At 61.0% G+C, this 20,904-nt stretch carries 18 protein-coding genes and 1 pseudogene; 5 read left to right on the top strand and 14 right to left on the bottom strand.

Going from position 1 to position 20,904, the window contains the following annotated elements; genetic code table 11:
- Positions 1–51 precede the first annotated feature (51 nt).
- The 3 genes from FEE99_RS08110 to FEE99_RS08100 form a co-directional block, all read right to left on the bottom strand.
- Positions 52–1,047 carry a GlxA family transcriptional regulator gene (locus tag FEE99_RS08110; RefSeq protein ID WP_041477900.1) on the bottom strand — a complete coding sequence of 332 codons (996 nt, stop codon included), beginning with the start codon at positions 1,045–1,047 and terminating at the stop codon, positions 52–54.
- Between the two features lie 160 nt (positions 1,048–1,207).
- Positions 1,208–2,182, bottom strand: coding sequence for a hypothetical protein (locus FEE99_RS08105; RefSeq protein WP_041477899.1), 975 nt, complete (start codon positions 2,180–2,182; stop codon positions 1,208–1,210).
- Complete coding sequence (locus FEE99_RS08100) at positions 2,179–3,111, bottom strand: amidohydrolase family protein (RefSeq protein WP_052392151.1); 933 nt, start codon at positions 3,109–3,111, stop codon at positions 2,179–2,181. Before FEE99_RS08100 ends, FEE99_RS08105 begins: the two co-directional genes overlap by 4 nt.
- 399 nt (positions 3,112–3,510) lie before the next feature.
- Here FEE99_RS08100 and FEE99_RS08095 point away from each other — a divergent pair, with 399 nt between their 5' ends.
- From FEE99_RS08095 to FEE99_RS08085, 3 genes and pseudogenes are all read left to right on the top strand, one after another.
- Positions 3,511–4,098, top strand: coding sequence for a GNAT family N-acetyltransferase (locus tag FEE99_RS08095; RefSeq protein WP_041477898.1), 588 nt, complete (start codon positions 3,511–3,513; stop codon positions 4,096–4,098).
- A 147-nt stretch (positions 4,099–4,245) separates the two neighbouring features.
- Positions 4,246–5,259, top strand: a pseudogene (locus FEE99_RS08090) (methyl-accepting chemotaxis protein); the annotation flags it as partial.
- Positions 5,260–5,301: 42 nt separating this feature from the next.
- A complete protein-coding gene (locus tag FEE99_RS08085; protein ID WP_370593494.1) occupies positions 5,302–6,165 on the top strand; it encodes a methyl-accepting chemotaxis protein in 864 nt (287 codons plus the stop codon).
- A gap of 415 nt (positions 6,166–6,580) precedes the next feature.
- Here FEE99_RS08085 and FEE99_RS08080 read toward each other — a convergent pair whose 3' ends face one another.
- The 5 genes from FEE99_RS08080 to FEE99_RS08060 form a co-directional block, all read right to left on the bottom strand.
- Positions 6,581–7,000: a type II toxin-antitoxin system VapC family toxin gene (locus FEE99_RS08080; protein WP_041477894.1), complete on the bottom strand. Its 420-nt coding sequence runs from the start codon at positions 6,998–7,000 to the stop codon at positions 6,581–6,583.
- A complete protein-coding gene (locus tag FEE99_RS08075) occupies positions 6,997–7,242 on the bottom strand; it encodes a FitA-like ribbon-helix-helix domain-containing protein (RefSeq protein WP_041477893.1) in 246 nt (81 codons plus the stop codon). The genes FEE99_RS08080 and FEE99_RS08075 overlap by 4 nt, the downstream gene beginning before the upstream one ends.
- Positions 7,243–7,461: 219 nt before the next feature.
- Complete coding sequence (locus FEE99_RS08070; protein ID WP_041477891.1) at positions 7,462–9,012, bottom strand: FGGY-family carbohydrate kinase; 1,551 nt, start codon at positions 9,010–9,012, stop codon at positions 7,462–7,464.
- Positions 9,009–10,604, bottom strand: a complete 1,596-nt coding sequence (locus FEE99_RS08065; RefSeq protein ID WP_041477889.1) for a glycerol-3-phosphate dehydrogenase/oxidase — start codon at positions 10,602–10,604, stop codon at positions 9,009–9,011. Before FEE99_RS08065 ends, FEE99_RS08070 begins: the two co-directional genes overlap by 4 nt.
- Entirely contained in the window at positions 10,601–12,205 is a 1,605-nt protein-coding gene (locus FEE99_RS08060) for an FAD-binding oxidoreductase (protein WP_041477888.1), read from the bottom strand. Before FEE99_RS08060 ends, FEE99_RS08065 begins: the two co-directional genes overlap by 4 nt.
- A gap of 188 nt (positions 12,206–12,393) precedes the next feature.
- Here FEE99_RS08060 and gliR point away from each other — a divergent pair, with 188 nt between their 5' ends.
- Both gliR and FEE99_RS08050 read left to right on the top strand, forming a co-directional pair.
- Entirely contained in the window at positions 12,394–13,410 is a 1,017-nt protein-coding gene (gliR, locus tag FEE99_RS08055) for an AraC family transcriptional regulator GliR (RefSeq protein ID WP_041477887.1), read from the top strand.
- 476 nt (positions 13,411–13,886) lie between these two features.
- Positions 13,887–14,252, top strand: coding sequence for a DUF6124 family protein (locus FEE99_RS08050; protein WP_041477886.1), 366 nt, complete (start codon positions 13,887–13,889; stop codon positions 14,250–14,252).
- Positions 14,253–14,323: 71 nt separating this feature from the next.
- Here FEE99_RS08050 and FEE99_RS08045 read toward each other — a convergent pair whose 3' ends face one another.
- The 6 genes from FEE99_RS08045 to FEE99_RS08020 all read right to left on the bottom strand — a co-directional run bounded on the left by FEE99_RS08045 (position 14,324) and on the right by FEE99_RS08020 (position 20,849).
- Complete coding sequence (locus FEE99_RS08045) at positions 14,324–14,692, bottom strand: glyoxalase superfamily protein (RefSeq protein ID WP_016771789.1); 369 nt, start codon at positions 14,690–14,692, stop codon at positions 14,324–14,326.
- A gap of 197 nt (positions 14,693–14,889) precedes the next feature.
- On the bottom strand, positions 14,890–16,347 hold the full coding sequence (locus FEE99_RS08040) for an N-acyl-D-amino-acid deacylase family protein (RefSeq protein ID WP_041477884.1): 1,458 nt from the start codon (positions 16,345–16,347) through the stop codon (positions 14,890–14,892).
- Between the two features lies 1 nt (position 16,348).
- Complete coding sequence (locus tag FEE99_RS08035; RefSeq protein WP_041477883.1) at positions 16,349–17,209, bottom strand: MurR/RpiR family transcriptional regulator; 861 nt, start codon at positions 17,207–17,209, stop codon at positions 16,349–16,351.
- A gap of 16 nt (positions 17,210–17,225) precedes the next feature.
- Positions 17,226–18,575 carry a GntP family permease gene (locus tag FEE99_RS08030; RefSeq protein ID WP_041477881.1) on the bottom strand — a complete coding sequence of 450 codons (1,350 nt, stop codon included), beginning with the start codon at positions 18,573–18,575 and terminating at the stop codon, positions 17,226–17,228.
- A 365-nt stretch (positions 18,576–18,940) separates the two neighbouring features.
- Positions 18,941–19,834, bottom strand: a complete 894-nt coding sequence (locus tag FEE99_RS08025; RefSeq protein WP_041477879.1) for an NAD-dependent epimerase/dehydratase family protein — start codon at positions 19,832–19,834, stop codon at positions 18,941–18,943.
- 103 nt (positions 19,835–19,937) lie between these two features.
- On the bottom strand, positions 19,938–20,849 hold the full coding sequence (locus FEE99_RS08020; RefSeq protein WP_041477877.1) for a LysR family transcriptional regulator: 912 nt from the start codon (positions 20,847–20,849) through the stop codon (positions 19,938–19,940).
- Positions 20,850–20,904 lie beyond the last annotated feature (55 nt).

Below are 20,904 nucleotides of genomic sequence, written 5' to 3'. Positions count from 1 at the left end.
TGCGGAGTGAGTGGTCCGGAGGTTCTATGGTGGATGTGCCGTGTAACGCGATCAGGAGTGAGCATCATCAAATTTCCGCCGCTCTTCTCCGGGCGTACAGCCCCAGACACGACGGTAAGCAGCGCCCAGATGGGATGCCGAAACGAACCCGCAGCTGTAGGCAATCGACGCAATGGGCTGGGTACTTTCACGCAGCAACCGCCGCGCTTCGTTCAATCGCAGCTCCAGATAGAACTTCTTCGGCGTCATGCCAAAGTGCTGATGCCACAGACGTTCGAGTTGCCGATGGGAGAGATTGCAGCGGTCGGCGATTTCTTCGATGCCGACGATGTTCTCAAGATTGTTTTCCATGAACGCGATGGCGGCGGTCAGCCGGCGATCGTGGATGCCGAACCGCCACTGGATCGACATTCGCTGATGCTCTTCCGGCGCACGTATCCGGGCGTGCAGAAATTGCTCGGCGATACTCGCCGCGAGCTGATTACCGAAATCGAGCGCGATCTGCGCCAGCATCAGGTCGATCGCCGCCGTACCTCCGGCGCAGGTCCAGCGGTTGTCATGGTTGACGTATAGCTCCCGGGTGACTTCGATCGTCGGGAATTCCTCGGAGAACTGACCGATGGATTCCCAGTGCAAGGTACAGCGCTTGCCCTCCAGTAAACCGGCACGGGCGAGGATGAAAGTGCCGGTGCTCAGCGCTCCTACGGTAATCCCGCGCGAGGCGGCACGCTGGAGGAAACGCAGGATTTTCGGTGGTTTCTGATGCTCGATGTCCAGGCTCGCCAGAACGAACACGCGATCCAGTTCCGGCGCCTGATCAACCGGCACGGTGTGGATTTCGATGCCGCTGCTGGAGCTGACCGGGCCGCCTGATTCAGTCAGCAGGGTCCACTCATAAAGGGTTTTGCCGGACAGCCGATTGGCCGCACGCAGCGGCTCACTGGCACCCGCCAGCGCCATCATGGAGAACTGCGGGAGAATGAGCAGCCCGATTCGCTTGGTCGTACAGTTATTCACAGACGTCGCTGAATCGATGGGGGCTGTCATCGCCAGATCCTTTCATAGGGCCAGCCGTTCGAGCGAACGGCTCTCGACCCGCATGTTAGGGGCTGGGCACGCATTCAGCCAGACAGGACAAGCCCCGCGAGGCTGGGGAATCGCTGCGAGACCTCGATATCCGAGGTCTCGCAGGAGAATGGCGAGCGGATCAGGCCCGTGCGCGGATGGCTTCGTCGATGCTCTGGATCATCGATTTGAATACCGGGTGGTCGGCCTGATTCTGCTGACCATGCTGCATTTTCGAAATGATCAACGCGTGCGGGCCGGCATCGCCCGGATAGTTTTGATGCAGACGCACGGACTCCGACGGCATGTGCAACGTGTTGTCAGCGCCGTGAATGATCAGCGCGGGCGGGAAGCCTTTTGCGCCTTCGATGGATTGCTCCGGGTCATATTGCACGTAGGACTTGTAGGATTTCGCCGTCACGTAGGTGCAGCCCGGCCAACGATCAGCGCCGCCTGCTTCGGTGTAGCCGCCCAGTTGCTGGTCGACATAGGCCTGAGTTTCAGGATCCAGTGGGTAGTAACCGAGTCGGGTCTCATCGGTGCCAGTGTCGAACGGCGGGATCGGCGCGTCATCGGCGAGTTGCGCGATGGCCGCATCGGCTGCCGCCGGATCTGCGCGCAAGGCCTGCAATTTGCGGATGTTGGTGTAGCTCATCGGCACCCAGAAGCGGATCTGTTCGGCGCCGGCCGCGGCGAGTTCAGCCACCGCTCCAAGGCTTGCCACCGAGCCCATCGCCCACGATGCGACTACCGGCATCTCACCGAAATTTTCCCGCGCCCACGCAACGGCCCCCAGCACTTCATCTTTCTGGTCTTCGAGAATGACGTTGGTGATGACTTTATCGCCGGACTCGATGGTGTTACGGATGTGCTTGTTGGAAAAGAAGCCTGCCACGTCGTACGTCATGACCCGATAACCAAGGGCCGCGAGGGCGCGACCGAACAGTTGGCCGTACATCGTGACTCCGCCGGTGAAGCCGGAGTTGAAAATTACCGGTGGCAGTTTTTGCGATTCCGCGTCGCGTTGTTCCGGCTGAAATACCGTGCCTTTGAGGCTGAGGGTTTCATCGCCGTAGTTGACGCTGAAGTTGATGTCTCTTGTTGTAATGTTCGTCATTGCGGGTGATCTCGAAGTGAGAGTGTGGGCGTAGATCTATTTGCCAACTGGCCAGACGCTCCTCGCAGAAGTTGGCCAACAGGAATTTCGGTTACTTGGGAAACATGCAGGGCAACGGCATCAACAAAGTTGAACGCCTTGGTCGGATTGAACAGCGCGGAAAACTTCACTCCGTCGTTGTTCGTTCCGACATGCGGGGCATCGGTTGCTTCCAGCAGGATCTTGTCAGCACCGACTGCGCGGACGATTTGCGTCACGAAACGAGCGGTTTCTTCGGGTTGGCTGTTGGTGCGATAGCCGGGCCCCTTGAAGCACACGTTGCCGCGTACGCTGGCTTCGGCAAGCAGCGCGATCCAGGCAGGCTCGGTGATGCCCCGCTCAGGGTGGCAAGTGCCAAGGTGATCGATGATGACCCGCACATCGCGAGGGATTTGGCGCAGTACGCGCAAATTCGTCTCGGCTTCTTTCGCGTAGATGTGCAGATGTTGATGCGGTTGCAAGCGTTGATAAAACGCCAGCCATTGCTCATTACTGAACTGCGTAGGAGAAACGCTTTCCGGCCGTGCATCGTGCAAAACGATGCGGGCGCCAATCACTTGTGGATGCGAGAGCCGTTCTTTTGTGGCGTAAGCCGGATCTGCCTTGATCGTTCCCACCAACCTAACGCCGCCGTAGCGCTGAGGGTCGGCTGCCTGAAGCTTCTGGAGTTCGTCAAACGAGGCAAATACGTTTTCCGAGTCCGGCAGAATACTGAGATGGACGTTATTGATCAGCGTCGGAGCAATACCGGCAGCCATCAGGTTATCCAGATAAGCCGTCAGCGAGTGCGGCTCAGGTAATGCATAGGGCAGCGCAGCGGACACTCGGCGCAGGTCTTGCGAAGTAAAAAAATGAACGTGACTGTCTGTTCTTTCAATCAACGGCAGCATGATTTTTTTTTCCTGCATTTGTGCGAAAACAATAATCGCCGCCAGTCCCTCGTCGCTCCCGCCAACTCGACGTGTAGTATCAAAATTTCGCCATACGCGAATTTGTGAGCAAAGATGTTCTGAAAATCATCGCTTGGTTTTGCAGGTATTGAAGCCGTTAGCGGTTTATGGGTAGCGGCCCGTCAGAAAGCATGGCGAAAAATTGATGCGCCTCTTTCGACATGAATTTTTCTTCACCGCACCCCGCCCCGCGAACCGATAAAATCCCCCCGCTCATTCAAGAAACTACGGTTCGCCCGCGCTCCTAGCGGGCTTTTTTTCGCCTCGGCTTCTCCATATCTTGCCGCTCCCCAGCATATGCGCGACTCTGCCAGCAGATCCCTCGCCAAGGAGCGCTCGATGCCGCTGTTATCCCTGCCCTGCCCGCGCCTGACGCTGGCGATCCTCTCCCCCGATCAGGCCGAGCTCGAAAGCGCGTTCTACCTGCGCAATCAGCGTCACCTGGCGCGCTGGTCGCCCATCCGCACCACCGACTATTTCTCCACCGCCAACATCCGCCGTCGCCTCGAGATCCAGGCCAGTGCCTTCGAAGCAGGCCTGGCGATGCATTTCGCGCTGCTGTCGCCGGACGGTCAGCAGATGATCGGGGCGTGCAATTTCAGCGGGATTATTCGTGGGGCGTTTCAGGCGTGTTATCTGGGTTATCACATCGATGAGGCGCATCAGGGGCAGGGTTTGATGCAGGAGGGGCTGGAGGCGGGGATTGGTTATATGTTCGATGTGCAGAATCTGCATCGGATCATGGCCAATTACATTCCGGGCAATGAGCGCAGTGCGCGTTTACTTGAGCGCTTGGGTTTTGAGCGTGAGGGCTATGCGAAGGCGTATCTGAACATTGCCGGGCGTTGGCAGGATCATGTGCTGACGGCGCTGGTCAATCCGGGGTTCGAGGCGCCGGATCAGCGCTGGTCGCGGCGCCTGGGTTGAGTTGCGCGAAACCTGTCAGACAAAAATCCTTTCAGCTCTCGGGTTTGCGGCCGATACAGACCTGCTAACACCCCTGCTGGCTCAAAAGAACAACAATCTTCCAGCTTAACTGACGACCAAGAAACCCAACGTTTCTGGAGGATTTGCATGAATAGCTGGTTCGGTAACATCAGCGTGAACATGAAACTCGGCCTGGGCTTCGGCCTAGTGCTGGCCCTGACCTGCGTTCTGGCGCTGACCGGCTGGACCAGTCTTGGTGGCCTGATCGACCGCAGCAACTGGATGAGCGACATCACCCAGCTCAACGCTGGCCTGACCAAACTGCGCGTGGTGCGCCTGCAATACATGCTGACCAATGGCGACGAAACCGCCGCGCAGAATGTGCAAACCACCCTGGAAAGCTTCGCCGCACAGCAACAGGCGTTGATCAGCAAATTCAAGAGTCCGGAGAACGTCAAACTGCTCAAGCAGCAGGCCGCGACCATCGCTGAATACCAGACCTCGCTGAACAAAATGCGCAACGCCTATCGCACCGGCAACAGTGCGCGCGACACCATGAGCGTCAACGCCCAGAACGCCTACAACCTGATCGAATCGATCAGCCAGCGTGTGCAGCAGTTGGAGTTGAGCGATCAGCGTTTCGAGCAGTTCCAGGCTGTCACCGCCGCCAAGGAAGCGTTCATCCTCGCGCGCTATGAAGTGCGTGGTTACACCGCGACCAGCAACGCCGAGACCGAGCAGAAAGCCGTCGGCCAGATCGACGCGGCCATCGCCAGCCTCAAGCCGCTGAACGCGCAATTTGCCGCGACACAGCAGGATGCCCTGCGCCAATTGGAAACCGCACTGACCAGTTATCGCAGTGCGTTGATGGCGTACAAGAACGCCAACACCGATGCGGTGCAGGCGCGTAAGGAAATGACCGATCAGGGCACCACCATCGTCGCCCTGAGCGAGCAGCTGTACCAGATCCAGCTTGATCGCCGTGATGCCGAAAGTGCCCAGGCGCGCACCTTCCAGTTGATCAGTACGTTGCTGGCGCTGCTGGTTGGCGTGATTGCGGCGGTAATCATCACCCGTCAGATTACCCGCCCGTTGCAGGACACCCTGGCCGTGGTCGAGCGCATCGCCAGCGGCGATCTGACCCAGAATGTCACCGTCACCCGCCGCGACGAACTCGGCGTGTTGCAGCAAGGCATTGCGCGCATGGGCGTGACCCTGCGTGATTTGATCAGTGGCATCCGCGACGGCGTCACTCAGATCGCCAGCGCCGCCGAGGAGTTGTCGGCTGTAACCGAACAGACCAGCGCCGGTGTGAACAGCCAGAAAGTCGAGACCGATCAGGTCGCCACCGCCATGCACGAAATGACTGCCACCGTGCAGGAAGTTGCGCGTAATGCTGAGGAAGCGTCGCAAGCCGCCGCCGCGGCGGATGGCGAAGCCCGTGAAGGCGACAAGGTTGTGAATGAGGCCATCGCACAGATCGAGCGTCTGGCCAGCGAAGTGGTGCGTTCGACCGAAGCGATGAGCGTGCTGCAACAGGAAAGCGACAAGATTGGTAGCGTCATGGACGTGATCAAGGCTGTTGCCGAACAGACCAACCTGCTCGCGCTCAACGCCGCGATTGAAGCAGCGCGTGCCGGTGAAGCCGGGCGTGGGTTTGCCGTGGTTGCCGATGAGGTGCGCGGTTTGGCTCAACGCACGCAGAAGTCGACTGAGGAAATCGAAGGCCTGGTCGCCGGTCTGCAGAACGGCACCCAGCAGGTTTCTGCAGTGATGAACAACAGCCGCGCGCTGACCGACAGCAGCGTCGCCCTGACGCGCAAGGCCGGCGCCTCGCTGGAAAACATCACCCGCACGGTGTCGAACATCCAGTCGATGAACCAGCAGATCGCCGCCGCTGCCGAACAGCAAAGCGCCGTGGCCGAAGAGATCAGCCGCAGCATCATCAACGTCCGCGACGTGTCCGAACAGACCGCTGCGGCGAGTGATGAGACGGCAGCGTCGAGTGTTGAGCTTGCGCGGTTGGGTGGTCAGTTGCAGCAGATGGTCAGCCACTTCCGCGTATGACGTTTGTTTTGCGCTGAGGCTGAAACCGAATCGCGGGCAAGCCCGCTCCCACAGGTTTTCGTGATCGAGCACTGTTGATGTGTTCACCTCGATAACTGTGGGAGCGGGCTTGCCCGCGATGGCGGTGGGTCAATCAAATCCATGTTGCCTGACACTGCGCCTTCGCGAGCAGGCTCGCTCCCACATTTGGATTTATGTGGGTCACAGGATTTGAGCACACCGCAGATCCCTTGTGGGAGCGGGCTTGCCCGCGAAGGCGGTGGGTCAATCAAATCAAAGTTGCCTGACACTGCGCCTTCGCGAGCAGGCTCGCTCCCACATTGGATTTGTGGGGCTCGCTGGATTTTGATCACACCGCAAAACCTTGTGGGAGCGAGCCTGCTCGCGAAAGCGGTTTATATGGCAGAGCAGATTTTCAGACCTGCCACGGATTGATCACTTCAATCCCGGAAAACTCGAAATCCCGGACATTACGTGTAGCAATCGCGGCTCCACGATTTCGGCAGATCGCTGCGATTTGCGCATCGGCCATTGCAATCCCCCGCCCTTTCGCCTCTGCATCGGCTACCAGCGTCGCGTACTCGACGGCTGCGTGGGCATCGAATGGCAAAATCCGCCCGGCAAAATCCTCTTCAAACATTGCCAAAGCGTGGGCCTGGAGTTTTTGTTTGCGCTTGCCGGAAGGTAATCGAGCGATGCCGTGCAGTATCTCCGCCACGGTGATTGCGCTGATGACCAGGTCCATGGCCGGTTGCGCATCCACCCAAGCCAACACTTGAGCCTCGGGTTCGATGCGCATGAATTCGGATAGAACGTTGGTATCGAGCACTATCATTCAGAAAAATCCACCCCGAGCGGTTTTTCTACCCGCGCAGGCAGATCGAGCTCGGCTCCGCCCTCGGCGCTGAAACGCTGGTGAATCCGACTGCCGAGCCCTCCGGCACGATCAACCGTGGTGAGCGCTCGGCCCAGAATCAGCCGAGCCTCTTCTTCCATGGAATGTCCGTTGTGTGCTGCGGTAATGCGCAACTGCTCCTTGAGCTTCTCGTCAAGGTTTCGAATGGTGATGCTGGCCATGTCGCCCTCCTGCAATCAATGAACTCATTGATTGCAGGCTAGCATATTCAGGTTTGATTGGAGTCAGGCCCGCCGAGCGGCATCGTCGGTAACGGCACACCGCAATACCCCTGTGGGAGCGAGTCTGCTCGCGAAAGCGGTGGGTCAGGCGAATCAACAGTGCCTGACGCTGCGCCTTCGCGAGCAGGCTCGCTCCCACTGGGGTGTATGGTGTGGGGACTATTCGGGATACCCGGTGATTTTGCGGATGCTTTGGTACAGCGGTTTGAGCTGCCGGTACATGCGCAAATACACCTCTTTATACAACTGCTCATAAACCTTCTGCGCCTCAGGCTGCGGTGTAAAAACCGCTCCAACCCGAGTCATCGCCGCAATGGCCGATGGAAAATCCCGATGCAATCCCAACCCCACCGCGCAGCAAATCGCCGCCCCCAACCCGGACGCTTCATACACATGCGGGCGCTCTGCCGGCAGGCCGAAGATGTTGGCGGTCAGTTGCATGGCGGCGTCGCTTTGTGAGCCGCCGCCGGCGACGCGCAGGCGTTTGATCGAGACTTTTGAGCGTCGCTCGATGTTCTCCATGCCCTGGCGCAACGCGTAGGCCAGGCCTTCGAGAATCGCCCGGTAGATATGCGCGCGGGTGTGTACGTCGCCGAAGCCGATCATCGCGCCTTTGGCTTCCACGCCCGGTTCGCGGATGCCCGGTGACCAGTAGGGTTGCAGCATCAAACCCATCGAGCCCGGCGGCACCGCGTCGACCAGTGCGTCGAACAGTTGCTCCGGTTCGATGCCCTGGGCTTTTGCCTGCTGCATTTCGCGCAGGCCGAATTCGTTCTTGAACCAGCTGACCATCCAGTAGCCGCGATAGATCATCACTTCGCAGTTGTACTGATCAGGCACGGCCGAGGGGTACGGCGGGATCAGCGGGACGATTTCCAGGTAGCGCGAGCGGGTGCTGGTGATCGTCGCGGTGGTGCCGTAGGACAGGCACACGGTGCGCGCATCGACCACGCCGGAGCCGATCACTTCGCAGGCCTTGTCCGCGCCCGCCGCGATCAACGGCAGCCCTTCGGGAATGCCGGTGTGCCGGGCGGCTTCGGCGCTGATATAGCCGAGGGTTTCGCCGGGTTTGTGCAGGCTCGGCAACTGCTCCGGGCGCACCGCCAGTGCCTGCCATTTCCAGTCATGCGGCGCCGCCCATCTCAGCCGTTTGAAGTCGAAGGGCAGATAGCCGACGCAGCAGCCGACCGAATCGACGAAGCGCCCGCACAAGCGATGGGTGAGAAAACCCGAGAGCAGCAAAAACTTGTCAGTCGCCGCCCACACATCGGGCTGATGCCGGGCGATCCAGTTGGCCTCGGCCTGGGCGCGAAAATAATCCACCGTCGCTTGGGCGCCGACCAGTTTGAACAGCCAGCCCCACGGCCCTTTGATGCTGCCCTCGACCTCAGCCTGACGTTGATCGAGCCAGACAATTGCCGGGCGCAGCGGTTTGCCCTTGGCGTCCACGTTGATCACGGTGCCGCGCTGGGTGGTCAGGGACACGCCGACAATCTGCGCACGGTCGATGCCGGTCTGCTGCCAGAGTTGCTGGCAGGCCTCGCCGAGTTTCGCCCAGTAATATTCCGGATCCTGTTCGGCCCAACCGGGTTGCGTCGAGTAGTACGCCTGCAAGTCGACTTTGCCTTTGCCGAGCAGATTGCCCTGCAGATCGAAGAGCAGCGCGCGCACGCTCTGGGTGCCGTTGTCGATCGCCAGTAGGTATTTCATGGCGTGATCTCCGGCAAGCCGTGATCGCGCAGCCACAGCAAACGGTAGCGCTGGATTTCCGCCTGCCAGCGCTCATCGTCCCAGGCCAATCGTGGCTGGCACAGCGTGCGGATCGCCGGGAAAAAATCCTCGCCACCGCGCGGCAGCAACAGGCCCAAACGGGTGCGACGCAGCAGCAAATCATCCAGGTACAGAATCATTTCCGCCTCGCAGGCGAACGCCAGCTCTGCCCACAAAGTATCGGTGGCGCCAACCGTTTCCAGACCGAGTTCGCCGAGCAATTGCGCCAGCCTCGGCAGGTCTCGACCGTGACGTCCGGCCAAGCGTCGCCATTGATTGCCGCTCAGTCCCGCAATCGTCAGCGGCGGCACAGCGGCGAACACCGGCGCGCCGTCATCGACAAAAGAACGCCCGAGCATCACCGCACACGCCTTGAGCACTTCGAGCGCTTGCGGGCGAAATGTGGTCAGTTTGCCGCCGGCCAAAGTCACGCAACCCGGCTCCTGCCACAGCACATGTTCGCGGGTTTCGTTGGACGGTTTGCCCTGCTGCGCCCCCGTCGCGCTGCCCACCACCGGACGCACGCCTGACCAGGTCGACAGCACGTCGTCGACGCCCACTTCGGCGCCGGGAAATTGCTGCTGGCACGCGGCGAGCAGATAGTCGAGCTCTTCGCTGGAAATGCGCGCGCTGTAGTCGAGGTCCTCGCGATGATCGAGGTCCGTGGTACCGACCACCGTCGCGCCCTCCCACGGAAACACGAACACCGGGCGCCGATCGCGCTGATGCAGAAAAGTGAACGCCTGCGCCACCGGCAGACGCCAGCCTGGCAGCAACAGATGACTGCCGCGCAACGGGCGCAATTGCTTCGCTGACTCAACGGGACGCAAGCGCTCAGCCCACGCGCCTGTGGCCACGGCCAACACAGCGGAGCGCAATTGCAGCGTCGCGCCGACCTCGCCATCTTCGATCTGAACCCCGCACACGCGCCCGCCTTCACGCAGCAGTTGCGTGACCCGTACACCATTAAGCACCACCGCGCCGTCGGCCCGGGCCTCGCGCAGTACGCGCATCACCAGCCGCGCGTCATCAGTCAGCGCATCGACAAAACAGCTGCCGCCGAGCAGGCCGTTTTCCTTCACCCCCGGGGCGAGAAAACGCAGTTGCTGCGCGTCATGAAAACGATGGTTGCGCCGCCCCGCCAGCGCGTCGTACACCGAGAGCAAGCCGCCCATGACGCGCGGCCCGGGAAAGCCGCCGCGATAGTGCGGCATCATGAAACTCATCGGCTCGACCAGCCCCGGCGCTTCATCAAGCAAACGCTGGCGCTCGCGCACCGAATCGCGGGTCAGGCGCCACTGGCCCTTGGCGATGTAACGCAAACCGCCGTGGACCATTTTCGATGATCGGCTGGAGGTGCCACAGGCAAAATCGCGCTGCTCCAGCAGCAGACAACGCCAGCCCCGGCGCGCGGCTTCGCGGACGATCCCGGCGCCGCTGATGCCGCCGCCGATGACGATCAGGTCCCAGGTTTCATCCGCCAGCGTCGGCAGAATCTGCTCGCGCCACTGCGCGTTCCAGTTCGCCGTCATGGCCGCGACTCTGGCAATAACGTGCCGGGATTGAGGCGCCCTTCTGGGTCGAAATGTGCGCTCAGCGCCTGCAACGTCTGCAGCGCCAGCGGGCCTTTTTCGCGCAGCAGATACGGCGCGTGATCCTTGCCGACACCGTGCTGATGGCTGATGGTGCCGTGGTTGTCGACGATGGTTTGGCTGGCCGCGTGTTTGAGCATGCGCCAGCGCGCCAGCGTCGCGGCATAGTCCGCTGCCGGGCGAAACACGTAAGTGGTGTAAATGCTCGAGCCTTCGCCGTAAACGTGCGAGAGATGAGTGAACACATGCACCCTTTCGCCCTCGGCGGCCAAGGCGTCGCGCAGGCTGTTTTCGATGAGGCTGAGCAAGTGGTCGACGTTGCTCCAGTCGGTGGCCGTTTCGAGGGTGTCGACCACGTAACCGGCGTTCCACAGGTTCTCGCGCAGGTAAGGAAAACGAAAGCGGTTCTGCGCCCACTTCTTGCCCAGCAGGGTGCCGGTGAACACGCCGCCGAAGGCTTTCAGATGCTGGCGCGCGTGTTTCAGCGACAGTGCGTTTTGCTGGCGATTGCCGGTCACACCAAAGGTCAGCAGGCATTTGCCGTCGCCGGCGCCGCGCAGCTTGAGGTACTTCTCCAGCCAGGCGATCTGTTGCGGATGGCCGGCCAGCGCCAGTTGCGTTTCGGTTTCCACCGCGTTGGACAGGCGCAGCATCGACAGCGGTACGCGCGCCTGCGCCAGTTGCCGGATCGCTTGCAGCGCGTGCGGCCAGTCGGGCAGAAACACGCCGTAGAAACGCTCGTCCGCCGGCAACGCACTGACTCGCACTTTGACTTCGGAAATGATCCCGAAACGGCCCTCGCAACCGAGCACCATTTCACGCAGATCGGGACCTGCCGCCGACGCGGGAAAGGTTGGAATCTGCAGAGGCCCGGCGAACGTTTCCAGGGTGCCGCCAGCGAACAATTGCTCGATCCGCCCGTAGCGCAACGACTGCTGGCCGCTGGAACGACTGGCCACCCAACCGCCCAGCGTCGACAGCTCCCACGACTGCGGGAAATGTCCCAGCGTGTAGCCGCGCGCGCGCAACTGGCTTTCGACTTGCGGCCCGCTGGCGCCGGGGCCGAACGTCGCCAGCAGGCTCTGTTCGTCGAGGTCGGTCAGGCGATTCATCCGCGCCAGCGACACCGTCAGCACCGGCCGCGTGGAGTTCGGCGGATTGATGTGCCCGGCCACCGATGTGCCGCCGCCATAGGGAATCAGACAGAGGTCCTGATCATGGGCGAGGGCCAGCAATTGGCGGATCTGCTCGGCGGTTTCGGGAAACGCCACGGCATCGGGATAAGTACCCAGCGCGCCTTCGCGTAATGCCAACCAATCCGGCAGGCTCTGGCCGCGAGCGTGCAGCAGGCGATCGTGAGTATCGACGCTGTACAAGCGATGCGGCACCAGACGCGAGGTCGGCACTTGCGCCAACGCCGCTGCCAGAGTCGCATCGGGCAATGCCCGGCCAGCGCCCAAGCGTTCGTGGAGAAATGTCGCACCCTGGGCCGGCAGTTCGACCACCGTGCCTGCCTCTCCCCAGCCGTTCCAGCGTCGCATGCGTGCGTCCTTTTTCTGCCGTTGGATCAAGCTTGCATACTAGTCAGCGCTGGAGATCTGTCACGGTCGCATCCGGCCAGAACCTGTAGCGAATGGCGCCAAACGTCCGGGCATTTACTTTCTCCGGGCAATCCACTTACCTTGCGGCATTCATTCGCTCACGCGCCGTCGATCAAAGGACCGCGACCATGCCATCGCTCGGCTTCACTTCCGTTCCGCCGCTGCTCAAATACCTGCGCCATGCCGAACAGTTGGGCATGGCCATCGAGCCTGCATTGGCGGCGGCCGGGTTGCAGGCGCAGCAGTTGAGTGACAACACCTTGCGCCTGCCGGGTGAGATTCACGAGCGCTTGCTGGATTATTTCTGCGAGCACTCGGGCGATGGGTTGTTCGGGCTGCATGCGGCGAATTTCGTCCTGCCCAATTCGTGGAGCGTGCTCGGTTACATCACCATGAATTGCGCGACGCTGGGCGATGCGATGAGCCGGATCATGCCGTTCGAAAAACTCGTCGGCGACATGGGCGTCAGCCGCGCCGAGGTGCAGGGCGAGCACGTGCATCTGATCTGGACCTGCCGCTACGAGCGGCCACGGATTCGTCGGCATCTGGTGGAAAACGTGCTCGGTTCGTGGCTGCACTACGCGCGCTGGATCGCCGACACGCAGCTGTCGCCGGCCTGCGTATGGCTGGAGCATGCGCGGCCGGATGCGGTGACGCTGGCCGAGTACGAGGCGTTTTTTGGTTGCCCGGTGCTGTTCGATCAGGCGTATTCGGCGCTGGTGGCGCCGCTGGATTATTTGCAGTTGCCGCTGCGCCAGGCCGATGCGCAATTGCTGCGAACCCTGGAAGAACACGCGATGGGTTTGCTGGCGACGCTGGAAGATGCGTCGCTGGCGCAGCAGGTGAAAAACATCCTGCGCGCCTTGCTCAAGGAAGGCTTGCCGCGCAAGGAGCAAGTGGCGGAGCAGCTCAGCGTCTCGGTGCGCACGTTGCAGCGGCAGTTGCAGCAGGTCGGGACGTCGTATCAGCAGATTCTCGATGAGCTGCGTCAGGAGTTGGCGGAGCATTATTTGCTTAATAGCACGTTGCCGATTCAGGACATTGCGCAGTATCTGGGTTTCACCGAACCGCGCTCGTTTCATCGCACGTTCAAGAGCTGGCGCGGGATGCCGCCGGGGGAGTTTCGGCTGCGGAATCGGCGGTGATGCTGATGGCCTCTTCGCGAGCAGGCTCGCTCCCACAGTAGTTCTCGGTTGTCTGCATTTCCGAGTTCACCGCAGATCCCCTGTGGGAGCGAGCCTGCTCGCGAAGGCGTCATTCGCCACACCGATTAAACACGTCTTGGCACAACCGTTTAAAGCCGCCAGACATTCCGCGAAACCACCCACAATTCCTTGCGCCGCTGCCTACGCCTGCGCCAGAATCCGCCGGCTTGTGCGCCCCAGACCTCATCGCTACTGTGATTGCGTCACTGCCTATCAGTGATCGGGTTTAGTAGCCCGGAGTATTTGGGGTGCATCGTTCATCAGACAGTCAGGCCTCGCCTGAGCTTTATGGTGGCTGTGCGCAGGGCGCTCTCGGGCGCGCCGGTTTCCCAGATCCCCGGTCTACTAACCTGCGCACAGCTGCCTCCACTTCCTTTAGTAGGGAAGCGGTGGCCAGCCAAAATGAGGATCTGGATATGTTCAAAGTAACCCCAAACCCGCCAACCACCGACCCGGCATCCCCCTACGAATCCGCCGACTCGAAGAAATTCCACGAAGCCGCCGACCGCGCCCTCGATCATTATCTCGGCCCGTCCAGCGCTGAATTCATGGCCCCACCCTACAAATCCAACACGCTGTACATGGCCAATCCCGAGGCCGACAACGAATCGCTGTTGGCCGACGCCTGCGAAACGTTGGGGTCGGCGACGGTGATGCTCAACGATCAGGCGGGGCTGGTGAACGGCTCGCAACGCAAGACCCTGCAGGGCATCGCGCAGATTGTGATGGTGGCGGAGATGGCGGTGAATCGGGTGCTGGATCGGTTGGTGCCGACGGAATGAGGTGAGCGCCCGCAAGTGTTACTGATGCCTGCGGGCAATCCCAAGAGGTCAGGTCGCGCTAGGCGTTCAAGTCAAAGACTGATCGCATTGGTAAACACCAACCGATTGCCAAACGGATCGGCGATCGTCATGTCCTGACTCCCCCACGGCATCGCCTGAATCTGCGGATGGGAAAACTTATAGTCCTTGGCCATCAGCTGCTGCTGAAACGCCTCCAGCTCATCGGTCTCGATACGCAGCGCCGAACCCGGGCAGGCATCGCCGTGATGCTCGGACAGATGCAGCACACACTCGCCCCGCGACACCTGCAGATACAGCGGAAAATTCGCTTCGAAGCGATGCTGCCAGTCGATCTTGAAACCAAGAAAATCGACGTAGAACTCGACAGCCTTGGCTTCATCGAAGATCCGCAGGATCGGGGTGGTTTTGCCGAAGCTCATGGGGTGCTCCCTGACTGATTGGCCCCACAGTGTAGATGGGGAGGATGTCAGCAAATCGGCTTGTGGATGGCTTTCTTTAATTGCACAGTGCCACTATGAGACATAGATCAAAAGATCGCAGCCTTCGGCAGCTCCTGCATTGGAATGCGATCTCCGTAGGAGCTGCCGAAGGCTGCGATCTTTTGGCGCCATCATCATCAATAAAATCCTTCGCGCAAATTACCTTCGCGAGCCAGAAACCGCCCTGCCCTGCTGCCATTCGCCTGTCCGTCGCGATAACTCAAAACGCCGTTGACCCACACCCCTTCAATCCCCTGAGCGGCCCGCTGCGGATCGTTGAAATCGGCCACATCGCGCACGGTTTGCGGATCAAACAACACCAGATCCGCCCAATGTCCTTCACGAATCTCGCCCCTTTCCTGCAAGCCAAAACGCGCCGCCGACAGGCCGGTCATCTTGTGCACGGCGGTGTGCAGCGGAAACAGGCCGACGTCGCGACTGAAGTGGCCCAGCACCCGTGGGAAAGCGCCCCACAGGCGCGGATGCGGGAACGGGTCTTCGGGCAGTCCGTCAGAACCGACCATCGAAAGCGGATGGGCGAGGATTCTTCGTACATCCGCCTCGTCCATGCCGTAGTACACCGCGCCCGCCGGTTGTAGCCGTTTCGCGGTTTCTTCCAGCGACAGTTTCCATTCGCCAGCGATGTCGATCAGATCGCGCCCGCTGACTTCCGGGTGCGGCGTCGACCAGGTAATAGTGATGCGATGGGCATCGGTGACTTGCTTCAAATCCAGGGTCGAGGAACTCGCCGCATAGGGATAGCAATCGCAGCCGACCGGATGGGTTTTCGCTGCCTCTTCCAGCGCTGCGAGCAATTGCGGACTGCGCCCCCAGTTACCGACGCCGGCGCATTTGAGATGGGAAATGATCACTGGCGATTGCGCGTGTCGGCCGATCTGAAACGCTTCGTCCATCGCCTCCAAAACCGGGGCGAATTCGCTGCGCAGATGGGTGGTGTACACCGCGCCGAACGCCGTCAGTTCTTCGGTCAGTTGCATTACTTCATCGGGCGACGCGTTGAAGGCGCTGGCGTAGGCCAGACCTGTGGATAAGCCCAACGCGCCGGCCTCGAGGCTGTCACGCAACTGCACGCGCATGGCGGTGATTTCGTCGGGGGTCGCGGTGCGCAACAAGTCGTCGAGGTGATTGCTGCGCAGCGCCGTATGGCCGACTAGTGCCGCAACGTTCAATGTGGTGTTGGCCGCTTCGACGGCGGCGCGGTAGTCGCTGAAACGCGGGTAAACGAATGCCGCTGCGCTGCCGAGCAGGTTCATCGGATCGGGTGGATTGCCCTTCAAGGTGACCGGCGAAGCGCTGATGCCGCAATTGCCGACAATCACCGTGGTCACGCCTTGGCTGAGCTTGGGCAGCATCTCGGGTTGGCGAATGACCACGGTGTCGTCGTGGGTGTGCACGTCGATGAAACCCGGCGCCAGCACCCGGCCGGCGGCGTCGATTTCTTCGCTGGCGCGGGCGTCAGACAGGTCACCAATGCGCTCGATGCGGCCGTTGAGAATCGCCACGTCTGCGCGGTAGCCCGGCGTGTTGCTGCCGTCGATGACCAGCGCGTTGCGGATCAGGGTGTCGTACTGCATGTCAGTCTCCCAGCGGCAGGTGATCGTCGCCGCCACGGTATTCGTCGAGGGCGAGTTTGATTCGCCGCAGACGTTCTTGATTGTCTTCAGGGCTGGCCAGCGCCAGTTCGGTGGCGAGCACGTCGATGGCCAACAGCATGCCGTAGCGCGCCGCCGTCGGTTTGTAGATGAACGAGGTTTCCGCGCCTTGCAGCGGCAGCACGACGTCGGCCAGTTGCGCCAGTGGTGAATCGCCGCGAGTGATGGCGAGAATGCGCGCGCCGTAGTTGCGCGCCAGCTCCACGGTTTCCAAAAGCTCCGGGGTGATGCCGGTCAGCGAGCAGGCAATCAGCACTTGCTCGGCGTTCAAACTGGCGGCGGTGACGCGCATCATCACCGCGTCGTGGCACACCGCGATCGGATAGCCGAGGCGCACCAGGCGCACCTGCAATTCATCGCTGCACAGGGTCGAGCAACCGCCCATGCCGAACGCGTGAATCATCCGCGCCTGGCTGAGCAATTTCACTGCGTCGGCGAAGCGCGATTCATCGAAACCGGCCAGATGCTGGCGCAGGGTGGTTTCGATGTCGCCGACGATCTGCCCGTAGAACGCCGACTGCTCGGGCGTGCCCGCCGGGTCGAGAAAACGGCTGCCAACGCCGCTGGTCTGGGCCAGTTGCAGGCGCAGATCGCGCAGGTCTCGGCAGCCGACCGTGCGGGCAAAGCGCGACAGCGTGGCGGTGCTGACCTCGGCCCGGTGCGCGAGGTCTTCGAGGCTGGCGCTGGCGGCAAAGCCGACATCGTCGAGCATCAACCTCGCAATGCGCCCCTCGCCGGCACTGAAGGAGTCCTGGCGGGCGCGGATCTGGTAGAGGATGTCCATGGGCGGCGAGCTCCGGTTACAGCAGGTAGGAAAGGCCGACGGTCAGCGCGAAAGCGACCAGCGAGATCAACGTCTCAAGCACGGTCCAGGTCTTGAACGTCTGCGCGACCGTCATGTTGAAGTATTCCTTGATCAACCAGAAGCCGCCGTCGTTGACGTGGGAAAAGATAACCGAGCCGGCGCCGGTCGCCAGCACCAAAAGCTCAGGGTGTGGATAACCCAGACCGATGGCCACCGGCGCAACAACGCCTGATGCGGTGGTCATCGCCACGGTGGCCGAGCCAGTGGCAACGCGCATCAGCGCGGCGAACAGCCAGCCCATGATCAGCGGCGACAGGTGGAATTCGTGAGCGAGGCCGACGATCTGATCGGTGACGCCGGCCTCCACCAGAATCCGGTTCAAGCCGCCACCAGCGCCGACCAGCAAGGTGATGCTGGCGGTGGGCGCGAGGCATTCGTTGGTGAATTTGAGGATCGATTCGCGGTTGAAACCTTGGGCAATCCCTAGCGTCCAGAAGCTCAGCAAAGTCGCCAGCAACAACGCGATCACCGAATTGCCGATGAACAACAAAAACTGGTTGAACGCACTGCCGGGGGTGGAAATCAGATTGGCCCAGCCGCCGATCAGCATCAGCACCACCGGCAGCAGAATGGTTGCCATGGTGATGCCGAAACCCGGCAATCTGTCGCGCGGCTCGCGCTCGAGAAATTGCTTTTCCAGCGGGTTGTCCGCCGGCAATTGAATGCGCGGCACGATGAATTTCGCGTACAGCGGGCCGGCGATGATCGCGGTCGGAATGCCGATCGCGATGGCGTACAGCAAGGTCTGCCCGACCGAGGCCTGATAGGCCTGCACCGCGAGCATCGCCGCCGGGTGCGGCGGCACCAGCGCATGCACCACCGAGAGGCCGGCGACCATCGGCAGACCGACCATCAGAATCGACACGCCGACGCGGCGGGCGACGGTGAAAGCGATTGGCACCAGCAAGACGAAACCGACTTCAAAGAACAGCGGCAAGCCGACCAGAAACGCGATGCAGACCATCGCCCAATGCGCGTTCTTCTCACCGAATCGCTCGATCAGCGTCCGCGCCATCTGCTCCGCGCCACCGGACTCGGCCATCATCTTGCCGAGCATCGTCCCCAACGCCACCACCAGCGCAATATGCCCCAGCGTCTTGCCGACGCCGGCCTCATACGCACCGACCACAGCCGACGGCGGCATCCCGGCCACCAGCGCCAGGCCCAGGGAAATCAGGGTGATGACAATGAACGGATTGAGCCGGTAACGGGCGATCAACACGATCAGCGCGATGATGGCCACGGCGGCGTAGACCAGCAGCCAATAGCCGAAGGAAGGCGTCATGCGGTACTCCTCGAAAGGGTCACGTTCGAATGGGTTGTGAAACTCATAAATCATTTCGAGATAGAGATTTCAAACCGCATGAAAGTAATTTTCGTGGAGAGACAAGAGATGTCGCTGGTGGGTATGGGGTGTCGTGTTTAATGAAAATCGGAGGGCGGGATTTTCATGGCTTCCTGGCCACCACAAAGTCCCTGTGGGAGCTGGCTTGCCAGCGATGACGGCGCCACGTTCAACATGGGTGGCGACTGATCCACCGCTATCGCTGGCAAGCCAGCTCCCACAGGAATTACATTTTTCCAGGCAGAACGCGGTCACCTGTGGGAGCGAGCCTGCTCGCGAATGGCTTCACTCGGTGCGCGCTGAACTCACACCATTTCGTTACGAATCCATTCCACCACCGACGTGCGCTTTGGCGTCCAGCCCAGCAGTTCGCGGGCGTGTTTGCCGCGTACGCGGCTGTTGGAGCCGAGGCCGTAGTTGGCCATTTCGTAGCCCCATTCGGCTTCGGCGTCAGGCAATGGCCAGTCTTGCGGTTTGCCCAGATCGAGGGCTTCGGCCATGGCGGTGGTCATGTCGATGAACGAGGCTTCACCGCTTTCGACAAAGTAGAAAGTGCCCGGCACATTCCTGGTCAGCGCCAGCTGATACAGGGCGACGACGTCTTCGATGTGCACGTTGGACCAGATGTTCTGCCCTGTTCCGACGTGGCGAACGACGCCGCTTTTGCGCGCCTGTTTCAGCAGTCGCGGCAATTGCACGCTGTCGCGTTTGACGCCCAGGCTGTGGCCGTAAATCAAGGTGTTGCAGATCACCGCCGAGTTCACTCCATCCTTCGACGCAGCGAGCACCAGGTTGTCGATGGCTACGCGATCGGCCTTATCGACAGTCGGTTCCGGCAGGTTGTCTTCGTAGTAAATGTCATCGCTGGATTTGCCGCCGGAGGCATCGCCAACGATGCTCGAACCGCTGGTGTGCAGAAAGACTTTATTCGAGCCGCGCAAAGCGTCGAGCAATGCTTCAACCGCACCGCGATGATCGCTGCTGGCAGCGTTGATCACCGCATCGGCAGCACGCGCCTGTTGCGCCAGCAACTGGCTGTCATCAAGGGTGCCGATCAGCGCATTCATGCCCAATGCTTTCAGCTCGTCAGCCTGCTCGGCGCTGCGCACCAGACCAGTAACCTTGTGCCCGGCCTGCACCAGAGCGGTTGCGATAGACCCACCGATAAATCCGGCCGCGCCGGTAACGAATACGTTCATGGAGTAACTCCCTGCGTGAATAAGTGATGCAGCGAGTATCGGCCGATGAAACCCGGCGAAAAACCCGCCCTCGGCCAATTCACTCTTGCGCAGGGATCACGAATCAGTCTTTGAATTCGGCGCTGGCGTAGGCGGCGAGTTTGCCCTGGATAAAGTCGAGGAAACACTGAATGCGCAACGCCAGTTGCGAGTTGCGGTAGTACACGGCGTTGATCGGCTGGCGGTAGCCGCTGTTGAATTCGCCGAGCAGGACTTTCAGGCGCCCGGCACGGATGTCGTCGATGGTCATGAAGTGCGACAGGCAGGCGATGCCCTGCCCCTCCAGCGCCAAATGGCGCACGGTCTCACCACTGGAGGCGCTGATTGCCGGGGTGATCGGCCAACGGTCGCCATGCACATAGCGCAGCGGCCACTGGTTGAGGCCTTCGTTCTGGGTAAAGCCGAGCAACGTGTGTTCGCTCAAATCCGCCACTTGTCGTGGCGCACCGTGCTTTTTCAAATAGGCGGGGCTGGCAACAATCATCAACGGACTGCAACCGAGCGAACGCGCATGCAGCGTCGAATCGGCGAGGGTGCCGATGCGGATGGCGACGTCGGTGCTTTGTTCCAGCAGGTCAATGATCAGGTCATTGCTGTTGAGTTCGAGCAGGATGTCCGGGTACAGCTGCCGGAATTCGTCGATGTAGGGAACGATGGCGTGGAGCATGAAAGGCGAGGCAGCGTTGATGCGCAGGCGTCCAGAGGGAGTTTGCTGGCGCGAGGACAGGCGTTCTTCGAGTTGATCCATCTGGTCGAGAATCAGCTTGGCCTGTTCGAAGAAATACTTGCCCTCCTCGGTCAGGTCCATGCGGCGCGTGGTGCGGTTGATCAGCGTGGTGTCGAGCTTGGCTTCGAGCTTCGACAGCGTGCGACTGACGGCCGACGGCGTCTGCCCGACCTGCTCGGCGGCGGCGGAAATCGAACCGCACTCGATCACGCAGACGAAAATCTGCAACTCATCGGATCTGGCTTTCACGGGTGTCCTCTTTGAAATCGCCAAGATCGCAACCAATCGCCATGCCCCCTGTAGG

It is taken from the genome of Pseudomonas sp. ef1, from assembly GCF_007293365.2.
GTDB lineage: Bacteria > Pseudomonadota > Gammaproteobacteria > Pseudomonadales > Pseudomonadaceae > Aquipseudomonas > Aquipseudomonas siliginis.
Note: the sequence above shows the minus strand (reverse complement) of the source record. Positions and strands in the feature narration are given on the sequence as shown.